This is a genomic window from Phreatobacter sp. (assembly GCF_027532945.1).
Classification (GTDB): Bacteria; Pseudomonadota; Alphaproteobacteria; order Rhizobiales; family Phreatobacteraceae; genus Phreatobacter.
This window is the reverse complement of sequence record NZ_JAPZTZ010000029.1, coordinates 71,933-94,440: the sequence shown is the minus strand read 5'-3', so window position 1 is coordinate 94,440 and position 22,508 is coordinate 71,933. Positions and strand designations below refer to the sequence as shown.

21 protein-coding genes are annotated in these 22,508 nt (G+C 67.4%); 15 read left to right on the top strand and 6 right to left on the bottom strand.

Translation table 11 applies throughout. From position 1 onward, the window contains the following. The first annotated feature begins 82 nt into the window (after nt 1-82). The 5 genes from O9344_RS18620 to O9344_RS18600 all read left to right on the top strand — a co-directional run bounded on the left by O9344_RS18620 (nt 83) and on the right by O9344_RS18600 (nt 5,732). Nucleotides 83-1,264 (top strand): ABC transporter ATP-binding protein, encoded by a 1,182-nt coding sequence (locus tag O9344_RS18620; protein WP_298480888.1) that lies wholly within the window; start codon nt 83-85, stop codon nt 1,262-1,264. Beyond that, nucleotides 1,257-2,189, top strand: coding sequence for a sugar ABC transporter permease (locus O9344_RS18615; protein ID WP_298480885.1), 933 nt, complete (start codon nt 1,257-1,259; stop codon nt 2,187-2,189). The genes O9344_RS18620 and O9344_RS18615 overlap by 8 nt, the downstream gene beginning before the upstream one ends. A 7-nt stretch (nt 2,190-2,196) precedes the next feature. Beyond that, the gene (locus tag O9344_RS18610; RefSeq protein WP_298480883.1) at nt 2,197-3,045 is read left to right on the top strand and encodes a carbohydrate ABC transporter permease; all 849 of its coding nucleotides are present in this window, start codon (nt 2,197-2,199) and stop codon (nt 3,043-3,045) included. A gap of 35 nt (nt 3,046-3,080) precedes the next feature. After that, complete coding sequence (locus tag O9344_RS18605; RefSeq protein WP_298480882.1) at nt 3,081-4,355, top strand: ABC transporter substrate-binding protein; 1,275 nt, start codon at nt 3,081-3,083, stop codon at nt 4,353-4,355. 75 nt (nt 4,356-4,430) lie between these two features. Then, the gene (locus tag O9344_RS18600) at nt 4,431-5,732 is read left to right on the top strand and encodes an ABC transporter substrate-binding protein (RefSeq protein WP_298480880.1); all 1,302 of its coding nucleotides are present in this window, start codon (nt 4,431-4,433) and stop codon (nt 5,730-5,732) included. On the opposite strand, the gene O9344_RS18595 is transcribed toward O9344_RS18600, so the two are convergent. Genes O9344_RS18595 through O9344_RS18585 form a run of 3 tightly spaced genes read right to left on the bottom strand, consistent with a single transcriptional unit; the run spans nt 5,710 to nt 7,979 of the window. Then, the gene (locus O9344_RS18595; RefSeq protein WP_298480878.1) at nt 5,710-7,011 is read right to left on the bottom strand and encodes a DUF6596 domain-containing protein; all 1,302 of its coding nucleotides are present in this window, start codon (nt 7,009-7,011) and stop codon (nt 5,710-5,712) included. The genes O9344_RS18600 and O9344_RS18595 overlap by 23 nt on opposite strands. 3 nt (nt 7,012-7,014) lie before the next feature. After that, complete coding sequence (locus O9344_RS18590) at nt 7,015-7,359, bottom strand: YciI family protein (RefSeq protein WP_298480877.1); 345 nt, start codon at nt 7,357-7,359, stop codon at nt 7,015-7,017. An 11-nt stretch (nt 7,360-7,370) separates the two neighbouring features. Next, nucleotides 7,371-7,979 carry a hypothetical protein gene (locus tag O9344_RS18585; protein ID WP_298480876.1) on the bottom strand — a complete coding sequence of 203 codons (609 nt, stop codon included), beginning with the start codon at nt 7,977-7,979 and terminating at the stop codon, nt 7,371-7,373. Nucleotides 7,980-8,152: 173 nt separating this feature from the next. On the opposite strand from O9344_RS18585, the gene O9344_RS18580 reads away from it, so the two are divergent. The 6 genes from O9344_RS18580 (at nt 8,153) to O9344_RS18555 (ending at nt 14,652) form a co-directional block, all read left to right on the top strand. After that, nucleotides 8,153-8,968 (top strand): sugar phosphate isomerase/epimerase family protein, encoded by an 816-nt coding sequence (locus tag O9344_RS18580; protein WP_298480874.1) that lies wholly within the window; start codon nt 8,153-8,155, stop codon nt 8,966-8,968. Nucleotides 8,969-9,104: 136 nt separating this feature from the next. Next, nucleotides 9,105-10,742, top strand: a complete 1,638-nt coding sequence (locus O9344_RS18575; RefSeq protein WP_298480872.1) for an ABC transporter substrate-binding protein — start codon at nt 9,105-9,107, stop codon at nt 10,740-10,742. Nucleotides 10,743-10,809: 67 nt separating this feature from the next. After that, a complete protein-coding gene (locus O9344_RS18570) occupies nt 10,810-11,871 on the top strand; it encodes an ABC transporter ATP-binding protein (protein ID WP_298480870.1) in 1,062 nt (353 codons plus the stop codon). Further along, the gene (locus O9344_RS18565) at nt 11,868-12,854 is read left to right on the top strand and encodes an oligopeptide/dipeptide ABC transporter ATP-binding protein (RefSeq protein ID WP_298480868.1); all 987 of its coding nucleotides are present in this window, start codon (nt 11,868-11,870) and stop codon (nt 12,852-12,854) included. The genes O9344_RS18570 and O9344_RS18565 overlap by 4 nt, the downstream gene beginning before the upstream one ends. Further along, the gene (locus tag O9344_RS18560; protein WP_298480866.1) at nt 12,854-13,789 is read left to right on the top strand and encodes an ABC transporter permease; all 936 of its coding nucleotides are present in this window, start codon (nt 12,854-12,856) and stop codon (nt 13,787-13,789) included. Before O9344_RS18565 ends, O9344_RS18560 begins: the two co-directional genes overlap by 1 nt. Continuing rightward, nucleotides 13,786-14,652 (top strand): ABC transporter permease, encoded by an 867-nt coding sequence (locus tag O9344_RS18555; protein ID WP_298480864.1) that lies wholly within the window; start codon nt 13,786-13,788, stop codon nt 14,650-14,652. Before O9344_RS18560 ends, O9344_RS18555 begins: the two co-directional genes overlap by 4 nt. Before the next feature lie 323 nt (nt 14,653-14,975). Here O9344_RS18555 and O9344_RS18550 read toward each other — a convergent pair whose 3' ends face one another. The 3 genes from O9344_RS18550 to O9344_RS18540 form a co-directional block, all read right to left on the bottom strand. Then, nucleotides 14,976-15,671 carry a VIT family protein gene (locus O9344_RS18550; RefSeq protein ID WP_298480862.1) on the bottom strand — a complete coding sequence of 232 codons (696 nt, stop codon included), beginning with the start codon at nt 15,669-15,671 and terminating at the stop codon, nt 14,976-14,978. A gap of 50 nt (nt 15,672-15,721) precedes the next feature. Then, the gene (locus tag O9344_RS18545; protein ID WP_298480860.1) at nt 15,722-16,282 is read right to left on the bottom strand and encodes a cytochrome b/b6 domain-containing protein; all 561 of its coding nucleotides are present in this window, start codon (nt 16,280-16,282) and stop codon (nt 15,722-15,724) included. 118 nt (nt 16,283-16,400) lie between these two features. Next, nucleotides 16,401-16,565, bottom strand: a complete 165-nt coding sequence (locus O9344_RS18540; protein WP_298480859.1) for a DUF3309 family protein — start codon at nt 16,563-16,565, stop codon at nt 16,401-16,403. A gap of 242 nt (nt 16,566-16,807) precedes the next feature. Here O9344_RS18540 and O9344_RS18535 point away from each other — a divergent pair, with 242 nt between their 5' ends. The 4 genes from O9344_RS18535 to O9344_RS18520 all read left to right on the top strand — a co-directional run bounded on the left by O9344_RS18535 (nt 16,808) and on the right by O9344_RS18520 (nt 22,188). After that, nucleotides 16,808-18,598 carry an SbmA/BacA-like family transporter gene (locus O9344_RS18535; RefSeq protein ID WP_298480858.1) on the top strand — a complete coding sequence of 597 codons (1,791 nt, stop codon included), beginning with the start codon at nt 16,808-16,810 and terminating at the stop codon, nt 18,596-18,598. Nucleotides 18,599-19,062: 464 nt separating this feature from the next. After that, the gene (locus O9344_RS18530; RefSeq protein ID WP_298480856.1) at nt 19,063-20,418 is read left to right on the top strand and encodes a nucleotide sugar dehydrogenase; all 1,356 of its coding nucleotides are present in this window, start codon (nt 19,063-19,065) and stop codon (nt 20,416-20,418) included. Nucleotides 20,419-20,437: 19 nt separating this feature from the next. Continuing rightward, a complete protein-coding gene (locus O9344_RS18525; RefSeq protein WP_298480854.1) occupies nt 20,438-22,045 on the top strand; it encodes a Gfo/Idh/MocA family oxidoreductase in 1,608 nt (535 codons plus the stop codon). Next, a complete protein-coding gene (locus O9344_RS18520) occupies nt 22,045-22,188 on the top strand; it encodes a hypothetical protein (RefSeq protein ID WP_298480852.1) in 144 nt (47 codons plus the stop codon). The genes O9344_RS18525 and O9344_RS18520 overlap by 1 nt, the downstream gene beginning before the upstream one ends. Nucleotides 22,189-22,508 lie beyond the last annotated feature (320 nt).

The following is a 22,508-nucleotide window of genomic DNA, read 5'->3' as shown; positions in this document are numbered from 1 at the left end:
ATCGTCGGTGAACCGTCACCCGCTCTTTGCTGTTTCGTCGCTCAAGCAGCGTAGGCCAGCCCGATCATCACACGGGGTTGGCATGGCCGGCATCAGTCTCGACGGCATCGAAAAGGCGTTTGGCGAGACGCGCGTCCTCAAGGGCGTGTCGTTGGCCTTCGATCCCGGCGCCTTCGTGTCGCTGGTCGGTCCTTCGGGCTGCGGCAAGACCACCCTGCTGCGCATCATCGCCGGGCTCGAGAGCGCCGACCGCGGCCGCGTCGTCATCGGCGGCGCCGACGTGACCGGCCGGCGCGCCGCCGACCGCGCCGTCGCCATGGTGTTCCAGAACGACGCGCACTACCCGCACATGACGGTCGAGCAGAACATCGCCCTGCCGCTGGTCATGCGGCGGCTTTCGGCGATGGAGCGGGCGCCCTTCCTCGGTCGCCTCGTCTCCGGCACCGGTGAGCGCCGCGCCGCCATCCGCCGCGAGGTGGAGGAGGCGGCGAAGCTCCTCTCCATTGACCATCTCATGGCGCGCCGCCCCGGCCAGCTCTCCGGCGGCCAGCGCCAGCGCGTCGCGCTGGGCCGCGCCATCGTCCGCCATCCCCGCGCCTTCCTGATGGACGAGCCGCTGTCGAACCTCGATGCGGCCCTGCGCCACGACATGCGCCGGGAGCTCGTCGATCTGCACCGGCGCGTCGGCGTCACGACCGTCTATGTGACGCACGACCAGGCCGAGGCCATGACCATGTCCGACCGGGTTGCGGTCATGCTCGGCGGCGTGGTGCTGCAATTCGGCACGCCGCGCGAGATCTACGAGCAGCCGTCGACCATCGACGTGGCGAAGTTCATCGGCTCGCCGCGCATCAACATCCTGCCCGGCGAGGCGGGCGCCGAGGGCCGCATCAGCCTGGCAGGCCAGGCGACGGACGAGGTTGCGCCGCGCGCCGCGGGGCCACTTCAGCTCGGCATCCGCCCCGAGCATCTCGCCCTCGCCACCGAGGGCCTCGCCGTCACCGTGCGCCACGTCGAGTTTCTCGGCGCCGAGGTGCTGGTCTATGGCCAGACGCAGACGGACGGCACGCCGCTGATCATCCGCCTCGATCCCGCCGCCTGGGAGGCCGCGCCGTCGCGCGAGACCGTCCGCGTCGCCCCGCTCGCCGGCCGCCTCCTCGCCTTTGATGCAGGCGGACATCGTGTCGGGCTGATCAGCGCCGCCGCAGCCCGGCAGGTCCAGGAACCCGCACAGCCCGTCGTGCGGGTGCCGCGCTATGTCTGACCTCGCGCTGCCCTCGGCCCTCGCGGCGACGGCGCCTCAGGCGGACCGCATCGGCCGCGGCGAGGCCATCGCCGCCTGGCTGCTCACCGCCCCGGCCATCATCGCCTTCGTCCTGATGCTGCTGGTGCCGACCCTCGCGGTGGTCGCCATCGCCTTCACCGACTACGAGCTCGGCGCCACCTCGCTGCGCTTCATCGGCCTCGCCAATTTCGCCGAGCTGATGGAGGACCGCGGCTTCGTCACCTCCTTCCGCAACACCGCCTTCTTCGTCGCGGTAACGACGCCGGCCTCTGTGATCGGCGGCCTCGCCCTGGCGCTGGCCATCGAGGGCGGGCGGCGCGGGCGGACCTTTTTCCGCGCCGTGTTCTTCCTGCCTGTCGTCTCGCTGATGGTCGCGATGGCGACGGCCTTCCAGTACATGTTCCACCCGACCATCGGCCCGGTGAACGCGCTGTTGCGCAGCATCGGCGTCGCCGGCCCGAACTGGCTCGGCTCCTCCGACAGCGTCATGTGGACCCTCTCCATCATCGGCGTGTGGGAACAGGTCGGCTTCAACATGGTGCTGTTCCTCGCCGGCCTGACGGCGATCCCACGCGACCTCTATGCCGCGGCGGAGGTGGATGGCGTGCGGTCGGGCTGGTCGCGCTTCTGGACGGTGACCTGGCCGCTGCTCGGCCCCACCACGCTCTTCGTCCTGACCATCACCATGATCCGCTCGCTGCGTGTCTTCGACATCGTCGCGACACTCACCCAGGGCGGTCCGAACAAGGCCTCCGAGGTGCTGCTCTACACCATGTACACGGAGGGCTTCACCTTCTTCCGCATGGGCTATTCCGCCGCCATTACAGTGGTGTTCCTCGCCGTGGTGGTCGTTCTCATGCTGCTCCAGACGCGCCTCATCGACCGGCGCGTCCATTACGGGTGAGGCGGCGATGATCCCCGGTTCGAACGACCGCAGCCTTCTCGCCGACCTGCCGCGCCTCGCCATCCTGTCGCTGCTCGGCCTGCTCTTCCTGATGCCCTACATCTGGATGGTGTCGGTGTCGCTGAAGCCGCTGGACGAGGTCTGGCGCGCCTCCATGTCGCTGATCCCCGAGACACTCGCCATCGACAAGAACTATGGCCGCGTCTTCCGCGAGGTGCCAATCGGCCGCTATCTGCTCAACGGCGCCATCGTCTGCGCCGGCATCCTCGTCTTCCAGCTCGCCTTCGCCCTGCCCGCCGGCTACGCCCTCGCCAAGCTGAACTTCCGCGGCCGCGAGACGCTCTTCGCCTTTGTCATGCTGGGCCTGCTGATCCCCGCCCATGTACCGGCGATCCCGCTCTACATCGCCTTCGCCAAGACCGGCGTCCTCAACACCTATGCTGCGCTGATCGCGCCCTCCACTATCTCGGTCTTCGCCATCTTCATGTTCCGCCAGTTCTTCCGCGCCATGCCGGACGAGCTGATCCAGGCGGCCCGCATGGACGGCCTCGGCGAATGGTCCATCGTCTGGCGCATCATCGTGCCGAATGCCTGGCCGGCCGCCACCGCCTTCGCGATCTTCTCCGTCGTCGCCCACTGGAACGACCTGTTCTGGCCGCTCATCGCCGTGTCGGGGAAGGGCGACCTCGCCACCCCCGCGCTCGGCGTCATCTATTTCCGCACCGAGGAGGCCGGCGACGATTTCGGCGCGCTCATGGCCGCCGCGACGCTGACCACCATCCCGCTGGTCGCCGCCTTCCTCCTCGCCCAGCGCCGCTTCATCGAAGGCATCACCATGACCGGGCTCAAGGGATGAGCCCGGACGGATCCCCTGTTCCGACGGAGAGCGCCATGACCGTCCGCCTGACCCGCCGCGCGGCCCTCGCCGGAAGCGCCACCATGGTGCTCGCCCCCACGGTCGCCCGTGCCGCGCCCGTGGAGATCGAAGCGCATTACGCCATGCCATCGGTGTTCAAGGATGTGAAGGACCGCATCGCCGCGGCCTTCATGGCCACCCATCCCGACGTGAAGGTCACCTGGCGACAGGCCAGCGCCAGCTATGACGACGCTACCCAGCTCGTCCTGCGCGAGGCCATCACCGGCCGGCAGCCGGACATCGTCTTCCAGGGCCTGAACCGCCTGCGCGTCGTCGCCGAGCGCGGCCTCGCGGTCGATCTGAAGCCGCTGCTCGCGGCGGAAGGCGATGCCGCCTCCTTCGGTTACACACCGGAAATCCTCGGCCTCGGTCAGGCAGCTGGCATTCAGGTGGGCCTCGCCTTCGCCACTTCCAATCCTATCGTCTTCGTCAATGCCGACCTGTTCCGCCGGGCCGGGCTCGACCCCGAGCGGCGCCTCACGACCTGGGACGAGGTGGTCGATGCCTCCCGCCGCATCTCCACCCTGGGCGACGGCATCCATGGCGCCTATTACCGCTGGCAGGGCGACTGGATCTATTCCGCGTTGCTCTTCGGGTTCGGCGGCACGATGATGGACGCGGCCGAGCGCGAGATCGGCTTCGCCGGCCGCGAAGGGCGCGCCTCGCTGACGGTGCTGGAGCGCCTGGTCAGGGAGGGCGGCATGCCCGCCCTGTCGGGCGAGGCCGGCGCCCAGGCCTTCGCCGCCGGCAAGGTCGGCATGTATTTCTGGTCGACCGCCTTCCTGCGGCAGGCGATGAACGCCCTCGGGCAGAACTTCCGCCTCGTGACCTGGGAGTTCCCGCTCGGTGAACCCGCCCGCGGCCGCCTGCCGACCGGCGGCTCGGCCGGCATGGTGCTCGCCCGCGATCCCGCAAAGCAGCAGGCCGCCTTCCGCTTCCTGCGCTTCGCCACCGGCCCCGAGGGCTGCGCCATCATGGTCAAGGGTACCGGCTACGTGCCGGTGAACGCCATCGCCGCGCAGGACCCCCGCTGGCTCGGTGATTTCTACCGCGACAACCCCCTGTTCATGACCGGCGTCCGCCAGATGCCGATCATGGTGCCCTGGTACGCCTTCCCCGGCCCGAACGGGGTCCGCATCTCCTCCGTCATCACCGACAACGTCACCCGCGTCGTCGAGCAGAAGGCCTCCGTCGACACCGCGCTCGCCGACATGGCGCGCGAGGTGACCCGCCTGCTGCCACGCGTCTGATCTTTCATACCCCCGCGGCCGGAGGGGCCGGCCGGCGGGGTTCCTCCCACGACAAGCCCCGGAACCGAGGTCGTCATGTCCACGAAACTCTCCCGTCGCTCGACGCTCGGCCTGATGGCCGGTGCCGCCACGCTCGCCATGCCCAATGTCGTGCGCGCCCAGACCATCGAGGTCGTCGCGCACTATTCCATGCCGCCGATCTTCAAGGCCGCCCAGGAGGCCGTCGCCGAGGCCTTCAACAAGCAGAGCTCGCGCGTGAAGGTCACCTATGTGAACCCCACGCCGAACTACGAGGACGGCGCCCAGCTCATCCTCCGCCAGGCAACCACCGGCGGCCTGCCGGACGTCTCGTTCCAGGGCCTCAACCGCCTGCGTCTCTTCGCCGAGCGCGGCATTGCTGCCGACCTCAAGCCTTTCCTCGACCGTGAGTCCGATCTCGGCAAGCTCGGCTATTCGCGCCCGATCCTCGGCCTCGGCTTCCATGGCGGCGTCCAGTGTGGCCTCGCCTTCGCCACGTCGAACCCGATCAGCTACCTGAACGTCGACCTGCTCAAGAAGGTCGGCTCCAGCGCCGAGGCCTTCCCGAAGAACTGGGACGACGTCATCGCCCTCTCGGCGAAGATCGCCGCCCTCGGTGACGGCAATACCGGCATGTTCTTCCGCTGGCCGGGCGACGACTGGATGTTCTCCGCCCTGCTCTACGGCTTCGGCGGCCGCATGCTAACCGAGGACGAGACCAAGGTCGCTTTCGACGGTCCCGAGGGCATCGCCGCCGTCCGCCTGCTCGATCGCATGGTCAAGGAAGGCAAGATGCCGAACTTCGGCGCCTCCGCCACCGCGACCGCCGATCTCCAGGCCTTCGGCGCCGGCAAGATGGGCATGATGTTCCGCACCACCGCCCAGGTCCGCCAGATCTCCGGCATGGTCGGCAACAATTTCGAGCTGCAGACCACCACCCTGCCGGTGATCGATCCCGTCAAGGGTCGCCTGCCGACCGGTGGCGCTGGCGCCATGATGACCGCCAAGGATCCCGCCCGTCAGGACGCGGCCTGGGAGTTCATCAAGTTCGCCACCTCCGCCGAGGGCACGTCGCTGATGGTGAAGAACACCGGCTATGTGCCGTGCAACCAGCTCGCCATCGACGACCAGTCCTATCTCGCCGAGTTCTACAAGGCGAACCCGCTCTTCGTCGCCGCCACCAAGCAGGTCCACCTGATGGTGCCTTGGTACGCCTTCCCCGGCCAGAACTCGGTGCGTGTCACCCAGGTCATGGTCGACAACCTCGCCCGCATCGCCGAGCAGAAGGCCTCTCCGGAAGAGGTCGTGCGCGACATGGCCCGCGAGGTCACGCGCCTCATCCCGCGCCGCCAGGGCTGATCGGCCCTGTCCCAGTCCCGCCCGGAGCGATCCGGGCGGGTTCGGTCCGCAGCGGGGGATGGCGGGCCTTCTCGGTCAGGAACTGCCGCACCGCCGGGTCGCGGCTGAGCCCGATGGCACGCTCGAAGGCCTCGGCCGCCTCGACGGGCCGGCCGAGCTCGGCCAGCAGATGGGCCCGCGTCGCCCAATAGGGCTGATGCGTGGCAATGGCCTCGACGCCCAGGGCGTCGAGCAGGGCGAGGCCCTCCGCCGGCCCCGACACCGCCGCCCGCGCGGCGGCATGGCCGATCCGCGCACCCACCGTCGGCACCAGCGCCACCAGCCCGCGATAGAGATGCTCGATCGCTGGCCAGTCGGTCCGCCCGGTGCGACGACGCTCGGCATGGACGGCCTGGATCGCCGCCTCGAGGCCGAAACGGCCGGGCTTGGCTTCAGGCCGGGCGCGGCGCAGCCGGTCCTCTGCCTCGGTGAGGAGCGCCGCGTCCCAGGTCGCGGGGTCCTGGTCCGACAGCGGCACGAAGGCGCCGGTCAGCCGGTCGCGGCGGGCGGATTTCCGCGCCTCCGAAAACAGCAGCAGCGCCAGAAGGGCATTGGCCTCGGCATGGGCCGGGGCGCAGTCGGCCACGATCCGCGCAAGCCAGCAGGCTTCTTCCGTCAGGTCGCCGCGGGCGTCCTCGCCGGCGAAAGCATCGTCCCAGCCGAGCGTGTAGGCAGCGTAGACGGCACCGAGAACCGCGTCGATCCGCTCCGGCAGCGCTTCGGGCCCGGGAAGCTCGAAACCGATGGCGAGGTCGCGGATGCGGGCCTTGGCGCGCACGAGGCCCTGACCGAGCGTGGCGGGCTTGACGAGGAAGGCCGAGGCCATCCGGCGCACGTCGATGCCGAGGATCGTCTGGAGGATCAGCGGCGTGCGGATGCCGGGATCGATGGCCGGATGGGCGCAGGCGAGCATCAGCGCCAATCGCCGATCGGGAAAGGCACCCTCCTGCCGGGCGAACCGCTCCTCATCGAGCAGCGTGACCTCCGGTGCATGGGTTGCGGCGGTCGCCTGCCGGCGCCAGGCATCGACGGCAAGACGCCGCCCGGTGGCGAGCAGCCAGGCCTCCGGATTGTCCGGCACGCCCGTCCGCGGCCAGGTCTCCAGCGCCCGCAGCAGAGCCCCGCCGAGGGCGTCCTCGGCGGAGGCGAGGTCGCGGCCGCGCGCGGCGAGTAGCGCCAGCAGCCGCCCATAGGACAGGCGTGCCGCCCGCTCGACCGCTCTCGCCGCCGCGTCCCCCATGGCTCAGGCCGAATGGACCGGCCGCACCTCGACGGCGCCGGTGGCAGCCGCCGGGTTGCGAGCGGCCCATTCCAGCGCGGTGTCGATATCCGGCACCTCGATGAGGTAGAAGCCGCCGAGCTGCTCCTTGGTCTCCGCATAGGGGCCGTCATGGATGTCGCGGCGCCCCTCGACGAGGCGGAGCGTGGTTGCGGCGTGGGATGACACCAGCGCCGCTCCGCCGACCAGCACGCCCGCCTCGATCAGCGCCTTGGTATAGGCGCCCCAGGCTGGCCCGTCCGGACCATTGTCCGGCAAACGATCAGCGAAACCATCCGGCTTCACATAGTTCAGAATGGCGAAGCGCATCGGAGCCTCCCTCACTGCCGGACGACGGGCATCAGCAGCGCGGTCGGACGCCGCTCGGCGCTGCACATGTCATTGTCGCGCGGCCTGACGCCAAAGTAGAGGCCCGCCGCGTCGATGGCGATCAGGTCGTGATCGTCGCGGCAGACCGAGACGGGCTTCCAGCCCGCGCAGCCCCTGGCGGAGATATCGACCTCGACATTGAACGTCAGGCCGCAGCCGGCAAAGCCGAAGGCCTGGATAATGGCGGGATCGTCGGTGAGCAGCGTCACCCGCTTCACGTCCTCGGAGAACACGGCCTCGAAGGCACCGGCGACGCTCCCCGACGGCGCGCCGACGCGGTAGGGGCCGTCGGTGCGGAAGGAGAAGGTGCGCCGCTGCATCGCCGGATCCAGCGCATGGGTGAAGACGAGGCTCCAGCGGCCATTCTCGAAGGTGAACCGGCGGGTGCCGTAGCCGCCGTACCAGGGCTCGGGCGCCGCGCTGGCATAGGTGCCGGACAGGCGCTCCAGATCGGCGCGCGGACCGAAGCGGTCGCCGGCGAGGGCGGGAAGGGCGGCAAGAGCGACACCGGCGAAGATGCCGGCCGCCCAGCGCCGCGAGAGGCGAGGATTGCACGTCATGGAAGGCTCCATCGTTTCGGGCAGGCTCACCACGAGCCTCCCGACGCCATGACGGGCCAGCTCCCCCGATTTCGACACGGCTCCTGCGCGTCCCTTTGTCATTCCCCCGTCGTCTGGCGGCGCGATGCCCGGGAGCGCCGCGGCCGAGGGCCGCCTATCGACGGATCACACCCATGTCCCTGCCCAAACTTGGCGTCGCGCTGCCGCTCGACGGCCTGCGCCAGCACCGCTCCTGGATCATCGACAGCCAGCGCGATCTCGAGATCCAGGACTTCTTCTGGGCCGAGGTGCTCAACAGCGACTGGGCGCCGCTCGCCGAGGCGATCCGCAAGGAGCTCGACGGCTACCACGGCAGGCTCGGCATCCACGGGCCCTTCTGGGGCTTCACCATCGCCAGCCTCGATCCCGATGTGCGCGCCCTCGTGAGCCGGCGCATGGCCCAGGGCCTCGACGTCTGCGCCGCGCTCGGCGCCACGCAGATGGTCATCCACTCGCCCTACACGACCTGGGACTACAACAATCTCGACTATAATCCCGGCGCCCGCGCCAAGGTGGTCGAACGCACCCACGACACGCTCGCCGAGGCCGTGCGCCGCGCCGAGGACATGGGCGTCACCCTCGTCATCGAGAACATCGAGGACTGCGACCCGGCCGACCGCGTGGCCCTCGCCAAGTCCTTCGACAGCCCGGCCGTGCGGGTCTCGATCGACACCGGCCACGCCCATTACGCCCATGTCTCCACCGGCGCACCGCCGGTCGATTTCTACGTGACGGCCGCCGGCGACATGCTCCACCACGTCCACCTGCAGGACTCCGACGGTTATGCTGACCGCCACTGGAATCCCGGCGAGGGCAGCATCGTCTGGCCGCAGGTTTTCCGCACCCTGGGCACGCTCAGCAGCAACCCCCGACTGATCCTCGAGGTCCGCAACAAGGACCTGGTCCGCGCCGGCGCCGAGCATCTGATCGGGCTCGGCCTCGCCGTCTGAGGCCGTCCCGCGGGGCGGGATCGACCCGTCATTGATCCGACACGGCGGGTTCACCGCCGTGTCGTCCGGGAGGTCTAGCTGTGCGGATGACCGGCGGCGGAATGCCGCAGCCCTCCCCCAGCAGGAGCTTCCGTCCATGAGCCAGACCTCACGTCGTTCCGTGCTTCTCCTCGGCGGCGCCGCCGTCGCCGCGCCCCTCGTGCCGCGCTTTGCCGTGGCCCAGGCCGACAACCGCCCGCGCATCACCATCGCGGTGCAGAAAATCGTCAATTCCAACGTGCTCGACGTGCTGCGCGAGCAGTCGAATGTCGGCGAGCGCGTGTTCTACACCTCGCTCTGGGAGAGCCTGATCGGCCGTGACTGGCTCGGCAATCTCGCGCCGCGCCCCGGCCTTGCCACCGAGTGGCGCCGCGTCAACGACCAGACGGTCGAGCTGAAGCTCCGTCAGGGCGTGAAGTTCCACAACGGCGACGAGATGACCGCCGAGGACGTGGTCTTCACCTTCTCGCGCGAGCGCATGTTCGCCAATACCGAGGCGAAGAACCGCTCCACCATCAGGGCCTTCGAGCAGATCCCGACCCCGCGCGCCGGCAAGGAGCTGCCCCCGGATATTGCGGCGACGGCCCGCCGCATCTGGCCCGACCTGCTGCGCATCGACATCGTCGACCGCTATACCGTGCGCTTCATCAATGCGACGCCCGACGTGACGCTGGAGGGCCGCCTGTCCCGCTACGGCTCGGACATCATGAGCCGCCGCGGCTGGGACGAGGCGGCAAGCTATCTCGACTGGGCGCGCAAGCCGATCACCACCGGCCCCTACAAGGTCGTCGAGTTCCGCCCCGACGTGTCGCTCACCCTCGAGGCTCATGACGAGTACTGGGGTGGCCGCCCGCCGCTGAAGTCCATCCGCTTCGTCGAGGTGCCGGAAGTGGCGAGCCGTGTCGCCGGCCTGCTGTCAGGCCAGTACCAGTTCGCCTGCGACATCCCGCCGGACCAGATCGGCGAGATCGAGAAGAACGCCGCCTTCGAGGTCCAGGGCGGCACCATCCAGAACCACCGCCTCACCGTCTTCGACAAGAACAACGCCCAGCTCGCCAATCCGCTCGTGCGCCGCGCCTTCACCCATGCCATCGACCGTCAGGCCATCGTCGAGACGCTCTGGGCCGGCCGCACCAAGGTGCCGGCGGGCCTGCAGTGGGAGTTCTACGGCGACATGTTCCATGCCGACTGGAAGGTGCCGGACTACGACCCGAAGATCGCCCGCGACCTGCTCCGCCAGGCTGGTTATCGCGGCGATCCTATCGTCTACCGCGTGCTCAACAACTACTACACCAACCAGAACCCGACCTCGCAGATCCTCACGGAGATGTGGCGCTCGGTCGGCCTGAACGTGCAGATGCAGACGGTGGAGAACTGGAGCCAGATCATGGAGCGCGGGCCGGCGCGCGCCGTGCGCGACTGGTCGAACTCGGCGCCCTTCAACGATCCGGTCTCCTCGATCGTCAACCAGCACGGCCCCAACGGCCAGCAGCAGCAGATCGGCGAATGGACCAATGCCGAGATGAACCAGCTCTGCGAGGTGCTGGAGACCTCGACCGACCGGGATCTCCGCCGCAAGTCCTTCCGCCGCATGCTGGAGATCTGCGAGCGCGAGGACCCCGCCTACACGGTGCTCCACCAGAACGCGACCTTCACCGCCAAGGCGAAATCCATCCGCTGGAAGACCGCCCCGGCCTTCGCCATGGACTTCCGTCCCGGCAATTACGGCGCCTGATCCCTCTGGCCTCGAGCCGGCCGCCGCCCGCGGCCGGCTCCGCCGCGTTGATCGAAAAAGGGCCGCAATGTCCCTCATTCAGACGACAATAGCCCCGGGGGATGTGCCCCTCGTCGCCATCCGCGATCTCACCGTCAGTTTTGCGGGCGTGCCCGCCTTGCGCGGCATTGACCTCACCGTCGCGCCTGGCGAGGCCGTCGGCCTGGTCGGCGAATCCGGATCGGGCAAGTCCGTCACCTGGCTCGCCGCACTCGGTCTCCTGCCCCCCAAGGCGAGGGTGGCGGGAAGCGTGCGTCTCGCCGGCGAGGAGCTGCTCGCTGCGCCGCCCTCCCGGCTCGACGACGTGCGCGGCGGCCGGGTCGCCATGATCTTCCAGGACCCGGCGAGCGCCCTCAACCCCGTGCTGACCGTCGGCCGCCAGATCGGCGAGGCGCTGGCGCTTCATGCCGGGCTCTCGGGCGGCGCCCTGCGGGCCGAGGCGAAGCGGCTGATGGAGCTCGTCGGCATTCCCGACGCCGCCCGCCGGCTCGACGCCTATCCGCATGAATTCTCCGGCGGCCAGAACCAGCGGGTGATGATCGCCATGGCCTTGGCCGGCAAGCCCGACCTCCTCGTTGCCGACGAGCCGACCACCGCCCTCGACGTCACGATCCAGGCGCAGATCCTCGACCTCTTGCGCGCCGTGCGCCGTGAGTTCGGCATGGCGCTGGTGCTCATCAGTCATGACCTCGGCGTCATCGCCGAGACCTGCGAGCGCGTCGCCGTCATGTATGCCGGCCGCATCGTCGAGGAGGCGCCGGTGGCCACCCTGTTCGGCGAGGCGCTGCATCCCTACACACGCGGCCTGGTCGGCTCGCTGCCGCCGCTCGACGGACCGCGGCGGCGGCTGACCTCCATCCCCGGCACCGTTCCCGATCCGCGTCACCTGCCGGCTGGCTGCGCCTTCGCGCCGCGTTGCGCCGTCGCCAGCGGCGGATGCCGCGACACCGATCCGCGCCTTGCGGCGGCGGGTGAGGTCCATCGGGTCGCCTGCCTCCATCCGGGCGCCGAGACCGCCGTGCCGGTGCCGGCCGATGTGGCGACCGCTCCCACGAGCGCCGCGACCCCCGCCCTGGCGCTCACCCCATGATCAGCCTCGTCACCGCCCGCGACCTGGCGCGCACCTACCAGCTTCGCCGCGGTCTCTTCGGCCGCCCGGTTGCCGTCCGCGCCGTCGATGGCGTCAGCCTGCATGTCGGCGCCGGCGAGACGCTCGGCATCGTCGGCGAATCCGGCTCGGGCAAGTCGACGCTCGGCCGCATGGTGCTCGGGCTGGAAAAGCCGGATGGCGGCACGGTCGCCTTCGACGGCGCCCCCATGCCCGAACCATTCACGGCGGCCTGGCGGCGCGCGCGGGCCCGCATGCAGATGATCTACCAGGACCCGCTCGGGGCGCTCGACCGCCGTCTCACGGTCCTTGACCAGGTGGCCGAGCCGCTCGCCATCCACGGCCGCGGCCTTGCCGTTGAACGCAACGAGAAGGCACTCGCCATGCTCGGCCGCGTCGGCCTCTCCCGCCATGTGGTCATGCGCTATCCGCACGAACTCTCCGGCGGCCAGCGTCAGCGCGTCGTCCTTGCCCGGGCGCTGATGACCGACCCGGCCTTCCTCGTCTGCGACGAGCCGGTCTCCGCCCTCGACGTTTCGATCCAGGCGCAGGTGGTGAACCTGCTGGTCGACCTGCAGGAGAGCCTCGGCATCGCCATGCTCTTCATCAGCCACGACCTGCGGGTCGTGCGCCAGGTGAGCCGGCGCGTCGCCGTCATGTATCTCGGCCGCATCGTCGAGGAGGGCGACGCCGACGAGCTTTTTGCAACACCGCAGCACCCCTACACCCGCGCCCTCGTCTCCGCCGCCCCGGCGCCCGGATCGAAGCGCGAGCGCATCATCCTCACCGGCGAGCCGCCGAACCCGGCGGCGCGCCCGCCAGGCTGCGCCTTCCATCCGCGATGCCCGCTGGCGGAAGGCCGCTGCCGCGAGGCGACGCCGGCCCTGACGACGCTTGGCGGCGGTCGCCGCGTCGCCTGCCATGTCGTGGCGGGACCCGCTGCCGCGAACCGCGAGGCCGCCTGATGCTCCGCTTCTTCGCCCTGCGCCTGCTGCGCGCCCTCATCACGATCGGCCTCGTGGTCACTTTCGCCTTCGTGGTCCTGCGCCTGTCCGGCGATCCCGCGCTCATCATCCTCGGCCCGGAATCGGCGCCCGAGGCCATCGCCGCCTTCCGCAAGGCCTGGGGCCTCGACGAGCCGCTGTGGCGCCAGTACTTCAGCTATTTCGGCGCGATCGCCCAGGGAGAGCTCGGCCGCTCCATGCGCGATGGCCGTGCCGCCATGGACCTCGTCGCCGAGCGCATCCCGGCGACGCTGGCGCTCACGATTCCCGCCCTGATCATCAAGATCGGCATCGGCATTCCCGCCGGGATCATCGCCGCCCTCAACCGCGGCAGCCTCACCGACCGCCTCGTCATGCTGCTCTCGGTCGCCGGCTTCACCGTGCCGAGCTTCGTCCTCGGCCTCGTCCTGGTGCTGATCTTCGCGGTGCATCTGGGCTGGCTGCCCTCGGGCGGCCAGGACAGCTGGCGCCACGCCATCCTGCCCATCGCCACGCTCGGCATCGGCGGCGCGGCAGTGCTGGCGCGCTTCACCCGCAGCGCCATGCTGGAAGTGCTCGGCCAGCCCTATGTGCGCACCGCCTCGGCCAAGGGGGTCCCGTGGCGGCAGGTCGTCATCGGCCATGCCCTGCCCAATGCGACGATCCCCACCGTCACCATCATCGGCTTCATGGTCGGCTCGCTCATCGCCGGCGCGGTGGTGGTGGAGAGCGTCTTCTCCTGGCCGGGCGTCGGCCGGCTGCTGGTGGTCGCCGTCTCCAACCGGGACCTCGCGGTGGTCCAGTGCATCCTGCTGCTGGTGGCCGCGACCATGGTCGTCTCGAACCTGATCGTCGACTTCCTTTATGGCTTCCTCGATCCGCGCCTGCGTCATGCCGGCGGCAGGAGCGGCTCATGACCGATCGCGCCATCGACACGGCCGCTGCGTCCCCCGGCCTGCGCCAGCGGCTCGCCGGCGTGCCGCTCCTCGTCTGGCTCGCCCTCGCCTGGCTCGGCGGCATGATCGCCGTGGCCCTGCTCGCCGACCTCGTCAGCCCCTATTCCTACACCGCGCCGAACCTGCGCAACCGGCTCGTGGCGCCCGGCCATCCGCTGCACTGGCTCGGCACAGACGAACTCGGCCGCGACGTGCTCTCCCGCCTCATCGCCTCGATCCGCATCTCGCTGCTCATCGCCTTCGGCGCGAGTTTGATGTCGGCGGTTGTCGGCACGACGCTCGGCTTCCTCGCGGCCTATTTCCGCGGCTTCGTCGAGCAGGTCGTGCTGATGCTGGCGGACTTCCAGGCGAGCATGCCCTTCCTCATCATGGCCCTCGCCGTGCTCGCCTTCTTCGGCTCGTCGCTGCCGCTGCTGATCGGGCTGATGGGCCTGTTCGGCTGGGAGCGCTATGCCCGTATCTCCCGCGGCCTCGCCATTGCGGCCAGCGCCCAGGGCTATGCCTCGGCGGTGACGCAGCTCGGCGCGTCGCCGACGCGGGTCTATCTCAAGCACATCCTGCCCAACATCGCCTCGACCCTGATCGTCTCCATGACGCTGGTCTTTCCCGAGGTGATCCTCCTCGAAAGCGGACTGTCCTTCCTCGGCCTCGGCGTCCAGCCGCCCATGACCAGCCTCGGCAACATGGTTGGCTATGGCCGCGAATACATCACCCGCGCGCCCTGGATCATGCTGGCGCCGGCCCTGACCATCGTGGTGACCACCCTCGCCGTGTCGATCCTCGGCGACTGGCTGCGCGACCGGCTCGATCCGACGCTGCGATAGGCCGCGCCGGCAAGCGGGCGCCGCCACTTCGCTGGCGGGTCTGAAGGTAGCCGAACGCAGGCAGCCACGGCACAGGCAATGAGGCGGTTAGGCGGTCCACAATGCATTTGGCCCGTGATCCTTTCGCCACCAGCTGCAGTTTGTGACCTGGTTGGCGCAGATGCGGGGCCAGTCCTTTCGGTGTCATTCCGGCGCGTGACCGAACTTGGAGTCTGGCAATCATTCTCGTCCAGGAGGAGGCCTAGCATTGTCAGGATTGCAGTCCGCTTCGCCAAGCTCCGGACTGGCGCGCCGGGGCGATCAGGTGCGCGAAGCCTGACTGATCAGACCGCCCGCCCGATCAGCATACCCACCGCGGCCGAGGTCGCCATGGCCAGCGCTCCCCAAAAGAGGACCCGGAACGTCGGCCGGCCGGTTCCGGCCCCTCCGGCCCTTGCGCTGATGGCGCCGAGGATCCCGAGCATGGCGAGCGACGACGCGGTGATGGCAGCGGATGCGAGGGAGGCCGGAGCGGCCATCGCGACGATCACCGGCAGGATGCTGCCCATCGAGAACGTGGCGGCGGATGTCAGCGCCGCCTGGACCGGTCTGGCCGTCCCGATGTCGGTGATCCCGAGCTCGTCGCGGGAATGGCTGGCGAGCGCGTCACGGGCCATCAGCTGGGTCGCAACCTCGCGCGCCAGGACCGGATCGAGCCCCCGGGCTTCGTAGATCCCGGCAAGTTCGGCCAGTTCAAAGTCAGGCTGGGAGAGCAGTTCCTGCCGTTCGCGATGGGTGTCCGCCCTTTCGGTGTCCGCCTGCGAACTGACCGACACATATTCTCCAGCCGCCATCGACATGGCGCCGGCGACAAGGCCAGCAATTCCGGCCACGACGACCTCGTGAGGCGACGTCGAGGCGCTCGCCACGCCCACCATGAGGCTGGCCGTCGAAATGATTCCGTCATTGGCTCCGAGCACGGCGGCGCGCAGCCAGCCAATCCGATCGACCAGGTGACGTTCGGGTGCATGCGGCAGCATCGGGATCTCCTGGGCCGAGAGGGGGAGGCGCCGCTTCCCGGCAAGAGGGCTTACCGGAAGCGGGGCAGCATGCCGCGCAGAACGCCGTCCCTGAGCACGAAATGGTGGACCAGGGCGGCCAGCGCGTGCAGTCCGGCCAGGGCGATCAGGCCGTGAGCGAGCACCTCGTGCGCCTCTGCGAGGAACGCCGCCGCCGCGCGGTTCGTCGGCAGCAGCTGTGGCAACTCCGCGATCCCGAAGAAGGGTGCAGCCTGGCCGCGGGTCCAGACCGCAACGAGACCTGCGAGCGGCACAAGGATCATGCCGGCATAAAGGCCAAGGTGAGCCAGCCTGCCAGCCCAAGGCGTCGGGGGTGAGCGGAAGCCGAAGCCGTTCCGTCCGGCGTGCCAGGCGATACGGAGGACAGCTCCGGCCAGCACGAGCAGCCCCGTGGAGATGTGGAGCAGCAGCACCATGTCGCGGGCCGGGCCGCGCGGCACGGCTTCGCGTCCGATGCCCAGCGCGTAGGTCAGCACCACAGCGGCGAGCATTGCCCAGTGCAGCGCGATCGACAATCCGTCGTGGCGAAGCTCCGTGGCGGGGGCGGTTAGGCTGGGTCGAAGGTCGGTCATCGCATCTCTCCATCCGGCAGTTGCCGTGGCCCCGCTCCCGAGCGGTCGTCAATTGTCGCAAGATCACCGATGGCCAGCATCGGAACGGCAGTCCCGATATCGCTGCGCGGGGCGACGGTCACAGGCGGCCGAGGAGCATCAGGACAAGGACGATGATGAGGATGGTGCCGAGCGCGCCCACGCCGCCGTGGCCGAAGCCATAACCGTAGCCACCGAAGCGGCCGCTAAAGCCACCGAGTAGAAAGACGATCAGGATGATAACGAGAATGGTGCCGATAGACATGGAACTTCTCCTTGGCCGGAGACCTGTCGACATGACGGCCAGACCAACGCATTCGGGCGGCGCATTTCGGCTCGCATAGGTGAGACATATTTTGAAGCCATCGCCTTGATGTGCATCAAGGATCGAAAATGCTGCGCCAATAGTTTTGACTAGCGCGATCGTATGGGCCATGAACTGCCAACTGCGGCAATTGTTGCATTGCCGTTGCGCATGTCGGCGACCCCTCGGCCCGGAGCCACGCCATGCTGTTCAACGACCTCACCGCTCTGAGGGAACAGCTTGCCGCCAATGCTGCGGTTCGTGCTCGTCTTGCTTCGAGCCCGCGTCCAGGTCGGTCGTCTCTCCGGATGCTCGCCTTGATCGCCGGTGTCGCTCGCAAACCCGGTCGTTGGCGCATTCTGGCGCTTACGGTTCTCGTCGGAACAGTGACCGTTGTCGAGGTGCTGGTCGTCTTGCGGCTCGCCACCTGGAACGCGGATTTCTTCGACGTCCTGGAGGCGCGATCCTACGCGAGCCTGCACAGCCAGATCTGGATCCTCGCGGGCCTGCTCCTGGGCATGATGACTCTCCAGGGCCTGAGCCTGCAGACGAAGATGAAGCTGCAGATGGCACTGAGATCACATCTGACGACGTTGGTGCGCGACAGATGGATGTCAGAGGGACACTACTATCGCCTGAGGTCGATGGCGGGCGACCACACCAACGAGGATGCCCGCATCGCAGAGGACATTCGCATCGTCTGCGAGATGGCCGTCGAGTTTGCGGTGTCGCTGCTCTACGCCCTCGTGCAGCTCGTCCTGTTCGCAGGGGTCCTCTGGCTCTATTCAGGCCCGCTCACCGTCAGTGCCGGGACCATATCCGTAACTGTGCCGGGGCATATGGTCTTCGTCGCGATCGCGTATGCCATCATCGCTTCGACCCTGATCACCGTCGTGGGTCATCCGCTGGTGAAGGCCACAGATCTCCGACAGGCGGCCGAGGCCCAATATCGGTCACGCCTCGTCAATATCGTGGCTCAGGCGCCCGCCATTGCGCTCACAGGATCAGAGGCTGGCGAGAGGCGTCGGCTGGCACGCTCCTTCGACGCGATCCGGCGGGCATGGGCGGTTCAAACTGCCTCGTTCCGCAATCTCATGTTCTTCTCGTCGGGCCTGGCGCTGCTGACCGGCACTCTGCCCCTCCTCATCATGGCACCGAGATACCTGAATGGTGCGATCACCCTCGGCACGCTGATGCAGGTGGCGATCGCCTTCGGCCAGGTTACGATGGCGCTGTCCTGGCTGTCGGCGAACTATGCGATGATCGCCCAATGGCAGGCCTCGGCATCCCGCGTGCTCGCCTTAGGCGACGCCATCGATCGGCTCCGGGTAGGGGAGGGAGCCTCCTCGGGCCTGGTGTCGCGGACGATCGGTGACGGGCCGGTCCTCACATTCTCCGCTCTCACCATCGTCGGTCCATCTGGCGACAGACTGGTGAACGATCTGACGACCGAGGTCCGTCAAGGCGAGCGCGTCTTGATCGAGGCGACGCCGCAGGCCTCAACGGCCCTGATCGGTGCCATTGCCGGCCTGCCGACCGACGGCGCAGGGGCAATCGTGCTTCCGAACGACGGCGACATCTTCTTCCTGACGGATAAGCCCTATCTGCCCGAGGCGACATTGCTCGAGGTGATTGCCGAGCCCCTCGGCCCCGACGACGTCTCTCATGATCTGGTCTGCCGCGCCCCGACCGATGTCGGCTTGGTCCATCTTGCCGCGCAGGTTGTGACAACGTCTTTATGGGCGCAGGAACTGGGGATCGAGGACCAGCAGAGACTTGGCTTTGCCAGGCTGCTTGTCCATCAACCGCGCTGGATCCTCACGCACGACGCCTCCAGCGCTCTGTCACAGGAGACCGAAACCCTGCTTTTCCGGAAGATCCGGGAGGCTTTGCCGCTTTCAGTGCTGATCACGATGTCCCACCGGACCATGGCAGCCTCGATTTTCACCCGCCGCATCGCGCTGGCGACGACGGGAGACGCGCCGCAACCATGAGCCCGCAGAACAGTTTCGCGGCCTGTGAGGTCTTTCTGTGCTCTCGCGCGCTGGGAAAGGCATCAGCCCGTGGCGACAACTGCGGGCCCAAAAGCCGACGGCTCGGTGAGACACCTGACACGCCGACCCCACCGCCCCACGTGCGAATGGCGTTCATCAGCCACGAGGTCGGCGACAAGCTCTTGGTCCAGCACCCGCTTGTCGATTTCTCAGAGCATCGACGATCGAGGCCCGTGATGGCAGCCGTTAGGGTAAGCCGCCCGGCAGCGCAATTTCCCCAGCAATATCAAAGAAGATTGGCGGAGAGGGAGGCAGAGACCTTGGACCAGGTCCGGGACAAGACTAACAGCCGCCGAGGCTCTGACCGCCGCTGGATGACAAACCAGTGGCAGGTCATTTGGTGCGTAGTTAGAGTCCCCTGTCGTAAGCGCTCTACGGGGCACTAATCGTTTCTGAAGATGCAAATGCTGGATCGTCATCACGTGCCTCGGGAAGTCGAGGAGTTCTGTGCCAGGGTCGCAAGCCGGTCCCTCGTCGTTGGAATCGTGGGCATGGGATATGTCGGCATTCCACTGGCCCTGTCGGCGCTCTCCAAAGGCTTCCGGGTGATCGGTTTCGACATCGATCGGAACCGGGTCGACGGCCTCAATTCCGGCCTCCGATCGATTTCCCACATCGACATGACGGAGATTAAGCAGGGCCTCGCCGAGGGGCGCTTCGAAGCGACAGCAGACTTCTCGCGCCTTGCAGAGCTCGACGCCATCCTGATTGCTGTACCGACCCCGCTTAACAGGTACCGCGAGCCAGACCTGTCCTATGTGATCACGACGGTCGAGGCGATCGGCAAAACCCTGCGGCGCGGCCAGCTTGTCGTTCTGGAGTCCACTACCTATCCCGGAACCACAGCTGAAGTAATCCGCCCTCAACTCGAGGCCCTTAGCGGCCTCAGGAGCGGCAAGGACTTCTTCCTAGCCTATTCGCCCGAGCGAGAGGATCCGGGCAATGACCAGTTCAACACTGGCAATATCCCCAAGGTGATAGGCGGCGACAGCGCGGGCGCGCTTAGGATGGCGGATGCCTTTTACTCCGCGATCGTCGTACGCACCGTGCCCGTCTCGTCCGCCACTACCGCAGAGGCGGTGAAGCTCACCGAGAATATCTTCCGAGCTGTCAACATTGCCTTGGTGAACGAGCTTAAGGTCGTCTACAACGCAATGGGACTGGACATATGGGAGGTGGTCGAGGCGGCGAAGACTAAGCCCTTCGGCTACATGCCTTTCTATCCCGGGCCCGGTCTCGGCGGGCACTGCGTTCCCATAGATCCCTTCTATCTGACCTGGAAAGCGCGCGAGTATGACATCTCGACGCGCTTCATCGAGCTGGCAGGCCAGATCAATACACGCATGCCGTACCTGGTGGTTGAACGGCTGGCTGAGGCGGTCGACGCAATGGTTGGCAAAGGACTCAGCGGCGCGCGCGTGCTGATCCTAGGCATAGCCTACAAGAAGAACGTTGACGATATGCGTGAGAGCCCTGCGCTAAAGCTCATCGAGCTGATCCAGAAAAGAGGCGCGCATGTCGACTATCACGACCCCTTGATCCCGGTGATCCCTGCGACTCGCGAGCACATGGACCTTGCCGGGCGCAGCTCGGTGCCGATCAATCGTGAAAGCCTATCACGCTACGACGCTGTGCTGATCGCCACCGATCACGACCACGTAGACTACCACACCGTCGCCGCCGCCTCGAAGGTGGTCCTGGACACCCGCAACGCCTGCGAACGCGCGGGGGTGAGGGCGGTGAACGTCGTCAAGGCCTGACGACGCACTGAGTTGGAGGATGGCGATGAGGGCAGAAGGCGCGGGCCCCCGCGTGGCGGTGATCGGCTGCGGTTATTGGGGTAAGAACCTGGTACGCGACTTCGCGGCGCTGGGTGCACTCGAGGCGATCGTTGAGCCCGATCAGGATGTTGCGCGGGCGCTTTGCCATCAGTACGGCACTCGCTCAGCCTCGCTTGCCGAGGCGCTCGCCGATCCGCGTATTGAAGGCGTTGCCATCGCTGCACCGGCGAAAGCCCATTACGCTCTAGCCAAGGAAGCGCTTGAGGCGGGCAAGCATGTCTATGTCGAGAAGCCGCTCGCGCTCTCGACGCGAGACGGTGCAGAGCTTGTGACGTTGGCGGCGCGCGTTGGCAGAAGGCTTATGGTCGGTCATCTGCTTCAGTTTCATCCGGCCTATCTTGCGATGAAGGCCTTTATCGCTCGGGGCAGCCTTGGCCGCCTAACCTACATCTACTCAAATCGCCTATCGTTCGGCATCCTGCGACGAGAGGAGGACGTGCTGTGGTCCTTCGCTCCCCACGACATCTCGATGATACTAGGCCTGACCGGCGAGGAGCCGTCGGACGTCAGCGCCTTTGGCGCATCCACGCTTCATCCTACCGTCGGTGATTTCTGCCAGGTTCAGATGAGCTTCCCCTCGGGCGTGCGCGCCCATGTGTTCTGCTCTTGGCTGCACCCGTTCAAGGAGCAGCGGATCGTCGCGGTGGGCGAGCGCGGAATGCTAGTGTTTGAGGACTCAGCCAAAGACGCGACGGCCAAGCTGCGGCTCTACGAGCACAAGGTAGAGTGGTCGGACGGCACGCCGCACGCCGTCAAGGCCGAAAAGGAGGAGGGGGTAGCCCTACCGTACGATACGGGCAACCCGCTCAAGGACGAGTGTCGCCACTTCCTGGAGGTGATTGCCAAAGGGTCCGTGCCTCGCACAGACGGCGACGAAGGGCTAAGGGTCCTCGCCGTGCTCGAGCGTGCCTCCGCCGCGCTTAGGGGGCCGAAAGGGGAACCGCAGTGTCTGCCTCGTGTCCACCCCGGCGCAAGGCTGGCAGCAGGCGTCCTGGTGCACGAATCGGCCTATATTGATGACCGCGTCTCGATCGGCTCCGGGAGCAAGATCTGGCATTTCAGTCATGTCTTGAGTGATGTTGCGATCGGTGATGGCTGTAATATTGGACAAAATGTGGTGATTGGGCCGAATGTTAGTGTCGGCTCTAATGTCAAGATACAGAATAATGTGTCCGTATACGAAGGCGTTATCCTGGAAGATGGTGTTTTCTGTGGCCCATCGTGCGTGTTTACGAATGTCAACAACCCTCGCGCAGAAATCGTCAGGAAAACGCAATATCGACCGACATATGTTCGTCGCGGCGCGACAATCGGTGCGAACGCAACGATAGTCTGCGGCCATGAACTCGGAGCCTACTGCTTCATAGCCGCTGGGGCAGTGGTAGTTGATGACGTACCGCCCTTCGCCCTGATGGCAGGGGTTCCGGCGCGGCGGATCGGGTGGATGAGTCATGCGGGCATCCGGCTAGGCGCGGATCTCGTGTGCCCGGAGACCGGGCGGCGTTACCGCGAGGCCGCACCCGACGATCTCACGGAGATCACTTGATGATCGCCGCTCCCTCCCTTCCGGCGATCGACTTCATCGATCTCGAGGCTCAGCGCCGCCATACCGGTCAACGCATGGGGGAGGCGATCGTCAAGTCGCAGACGAATGGCACTGCATCCGCGACTAGACTCGTATCGGCGTGAACTCGCTACCCAATACGGTCTGGGCCGCCGTGCTTATCGAGAGCCTAGCTGCCTTCGATGAGGAGTTTAGCAGGCGCCCGATCATGGCGGACGGTTAAGCGGCGCGCGTCGTCGGTGTCGCGGTGGTCACGCAGATGACAAAATGGCTGCGCCTCCATATGGGCTTCGTGTATCGTCTATAGCCCTATCCTGCTTCGCCCGAGTGTCGACCAGTTCAAGGCCAACAGTGTGCCGACCGCCCTCAACGACCCAAGGTCACCGTACCAGCAAATGGACCACCGGCGCTGCCCACCGGCGGGCAACGAATTGCCCGTTTCGGA

What these genes read in the sequence shown, in the direction of transcription:
- O9344_RS18580 (WP_298480874.1), top strand. Translation starts at nt 8,153, where the DNA reads ATGTCCCTGCCCAAACTTGGCGTCGCGCTGCCGCTCGACGGCCTGCGC.
- O9344_RS18550 (WP_298480862.1), bottom strand. Translation starts at nt 15,671, where the DNA reads ATGCTGCCGCATGCACCCGAACGTCACCTGGTCGATCGGATTGGCTGG.
- O9344_RS18565 (WP_298480868.1), top strand. Translation starts at nt 11,868, where the DNA reads ATGATCAGCCTCGTCACCGCCCGCGACCTGGCGCGCACCTACCAGCTT.
- O9344_RS18535 (WP_298480858.1), top strand. Translation starts at nt 16,808, where the DNA reads ATGCTGTTCAACGACCTCACCGCTCTGAGGGAACAGCTTGCCGCCAAT.
- O9344_RS18545 (WP_298480860.1), bottom strand. Translation starts at nt 16,282, where the DNA reads ATGACCGACCTTCGACCCAGCCTAACCGCCCCCGCCACGGAGCTTCGC.
- O9344_RS18575 (WP_298480872.1), top strand. Translation starts at nt 9,105, where the DNA reads ATGAGCCAGACCTCACGTCGTTCCGTGCTTCTCCTCGGCGGCGCCGCC.
- O9344_RS18600 (WP_298480880.1), top strand. Translation starts at nt 4,431, where the DNA reads ATGTCCACGAAACTCTCCCGTCGCTCGACGCTCGGCCTGATGGCCGGT.
- O9344_RS18555 (WP_298480864.1), top strand. Translation starts at nt 13,786, where the DNA reads ATGACCGATCGCGCCATCGACACGGCCGCTGCGTCCCCCGGCCTGCGC.
- O9344_RS18585 (WP_298480876.1), bottom strand. Translation starts at nt 7,979, where the DNA reads ATGACGTGCAATCCTCGCCTCTCGCGGCGCTGGGCGGCCGGCATCTTC.
- O9344_RS18540 (WP_298480859.1), bottom strand. Translation starts at nt 16,565, where the DNA reads ATGTCTATCGGCACCATTCTCGTTATCATCCTGATCGTCTTTCTACTC.
- O9344_RS18605 (WP_298480882.1), top strand. Translation starts at nt 3,081, where the DNA reads ATGACCGTCCGCCTGACCCGCCGCGCGGCCCTCGCCGGAAGCGCCACC.
- O9344_RS18570 (WP_298480870.1), top strand. Translation starts at nt 10,810, where the DNA reads ATGTCCCTCATTCAGACGACAATAGCCCCGGGGGATGTGCCCCTCGTC.
- O9344_RS18525 (WP_298480854.1), top strand. Translation starts at nt 20,438, where the DNA reads ATGGCGATGAGGGCAGAAGGCGCGGGCCCCCGCGTGGCGGTGATCGGC.
- O9344_RS18590 (WP_298480877.1), bottom strand. Translation starts at nt 7,359, where the DNA reads ATGCGCTTCGCCATTCTGAACTATGTGAAGCCGGATGGTTTCGCTGAT.
- O9344_RS18520 (WP_298480852.1), top strand. Translation starts at nt 22,045, where the DNA reads ATGATCGCCGCTCCCTCCCTTCCGGCGATCGACTTCATCGATCTCGAG.
- O9344_RS18595 (WP_298480878.1), bottom strand. Translation starts at nt 7,011, where the DNA reads ATGGGGGACGCGGCGGCGAGAGCGGTCGAGCGGGCGGCACGCCTGTCC.
- O9344_RS18560 (WP_298480866.1), top strand. Translation starts at nt 12,854, where the DNA reads ATGCTCCGCTTCTTCGCCCTGCGCCTGCTGCGCGCCCTCATCACGATC.
- O9344_RS18610 (WP_298480883.1), top strand. Translation starts at nt 2,197, where the DNA reads ATGATCCCCGGTTCGAACGACCGCAGCCTTCTCGCCGACCTGCCGCGC.
- O9344_RS18530 (WP_298480856.1), top strand. Translation starts at nt 19,063, where the DNA reads ATGCTGGATCGTCATCACGTGCCTCGGGAAGTCGAGGAGTTCTGTGCC.
- O9344_RS18620 (WP_298480888.1), top strand. Translation starts at nt 83, where the DNA reads ATGGCCGGCATCAGTCTCGACGGCATCGAAAAGGCGTTTGGCGAGACG.
- O9344_RS18615 (WP_298480885.1), top strand. Translation starts at nt 1,257, where the DNA reads ATGTCTGACCTCGCGCTGCCCTCGGCCCTCGCGGCGACGGCGCCTCAG.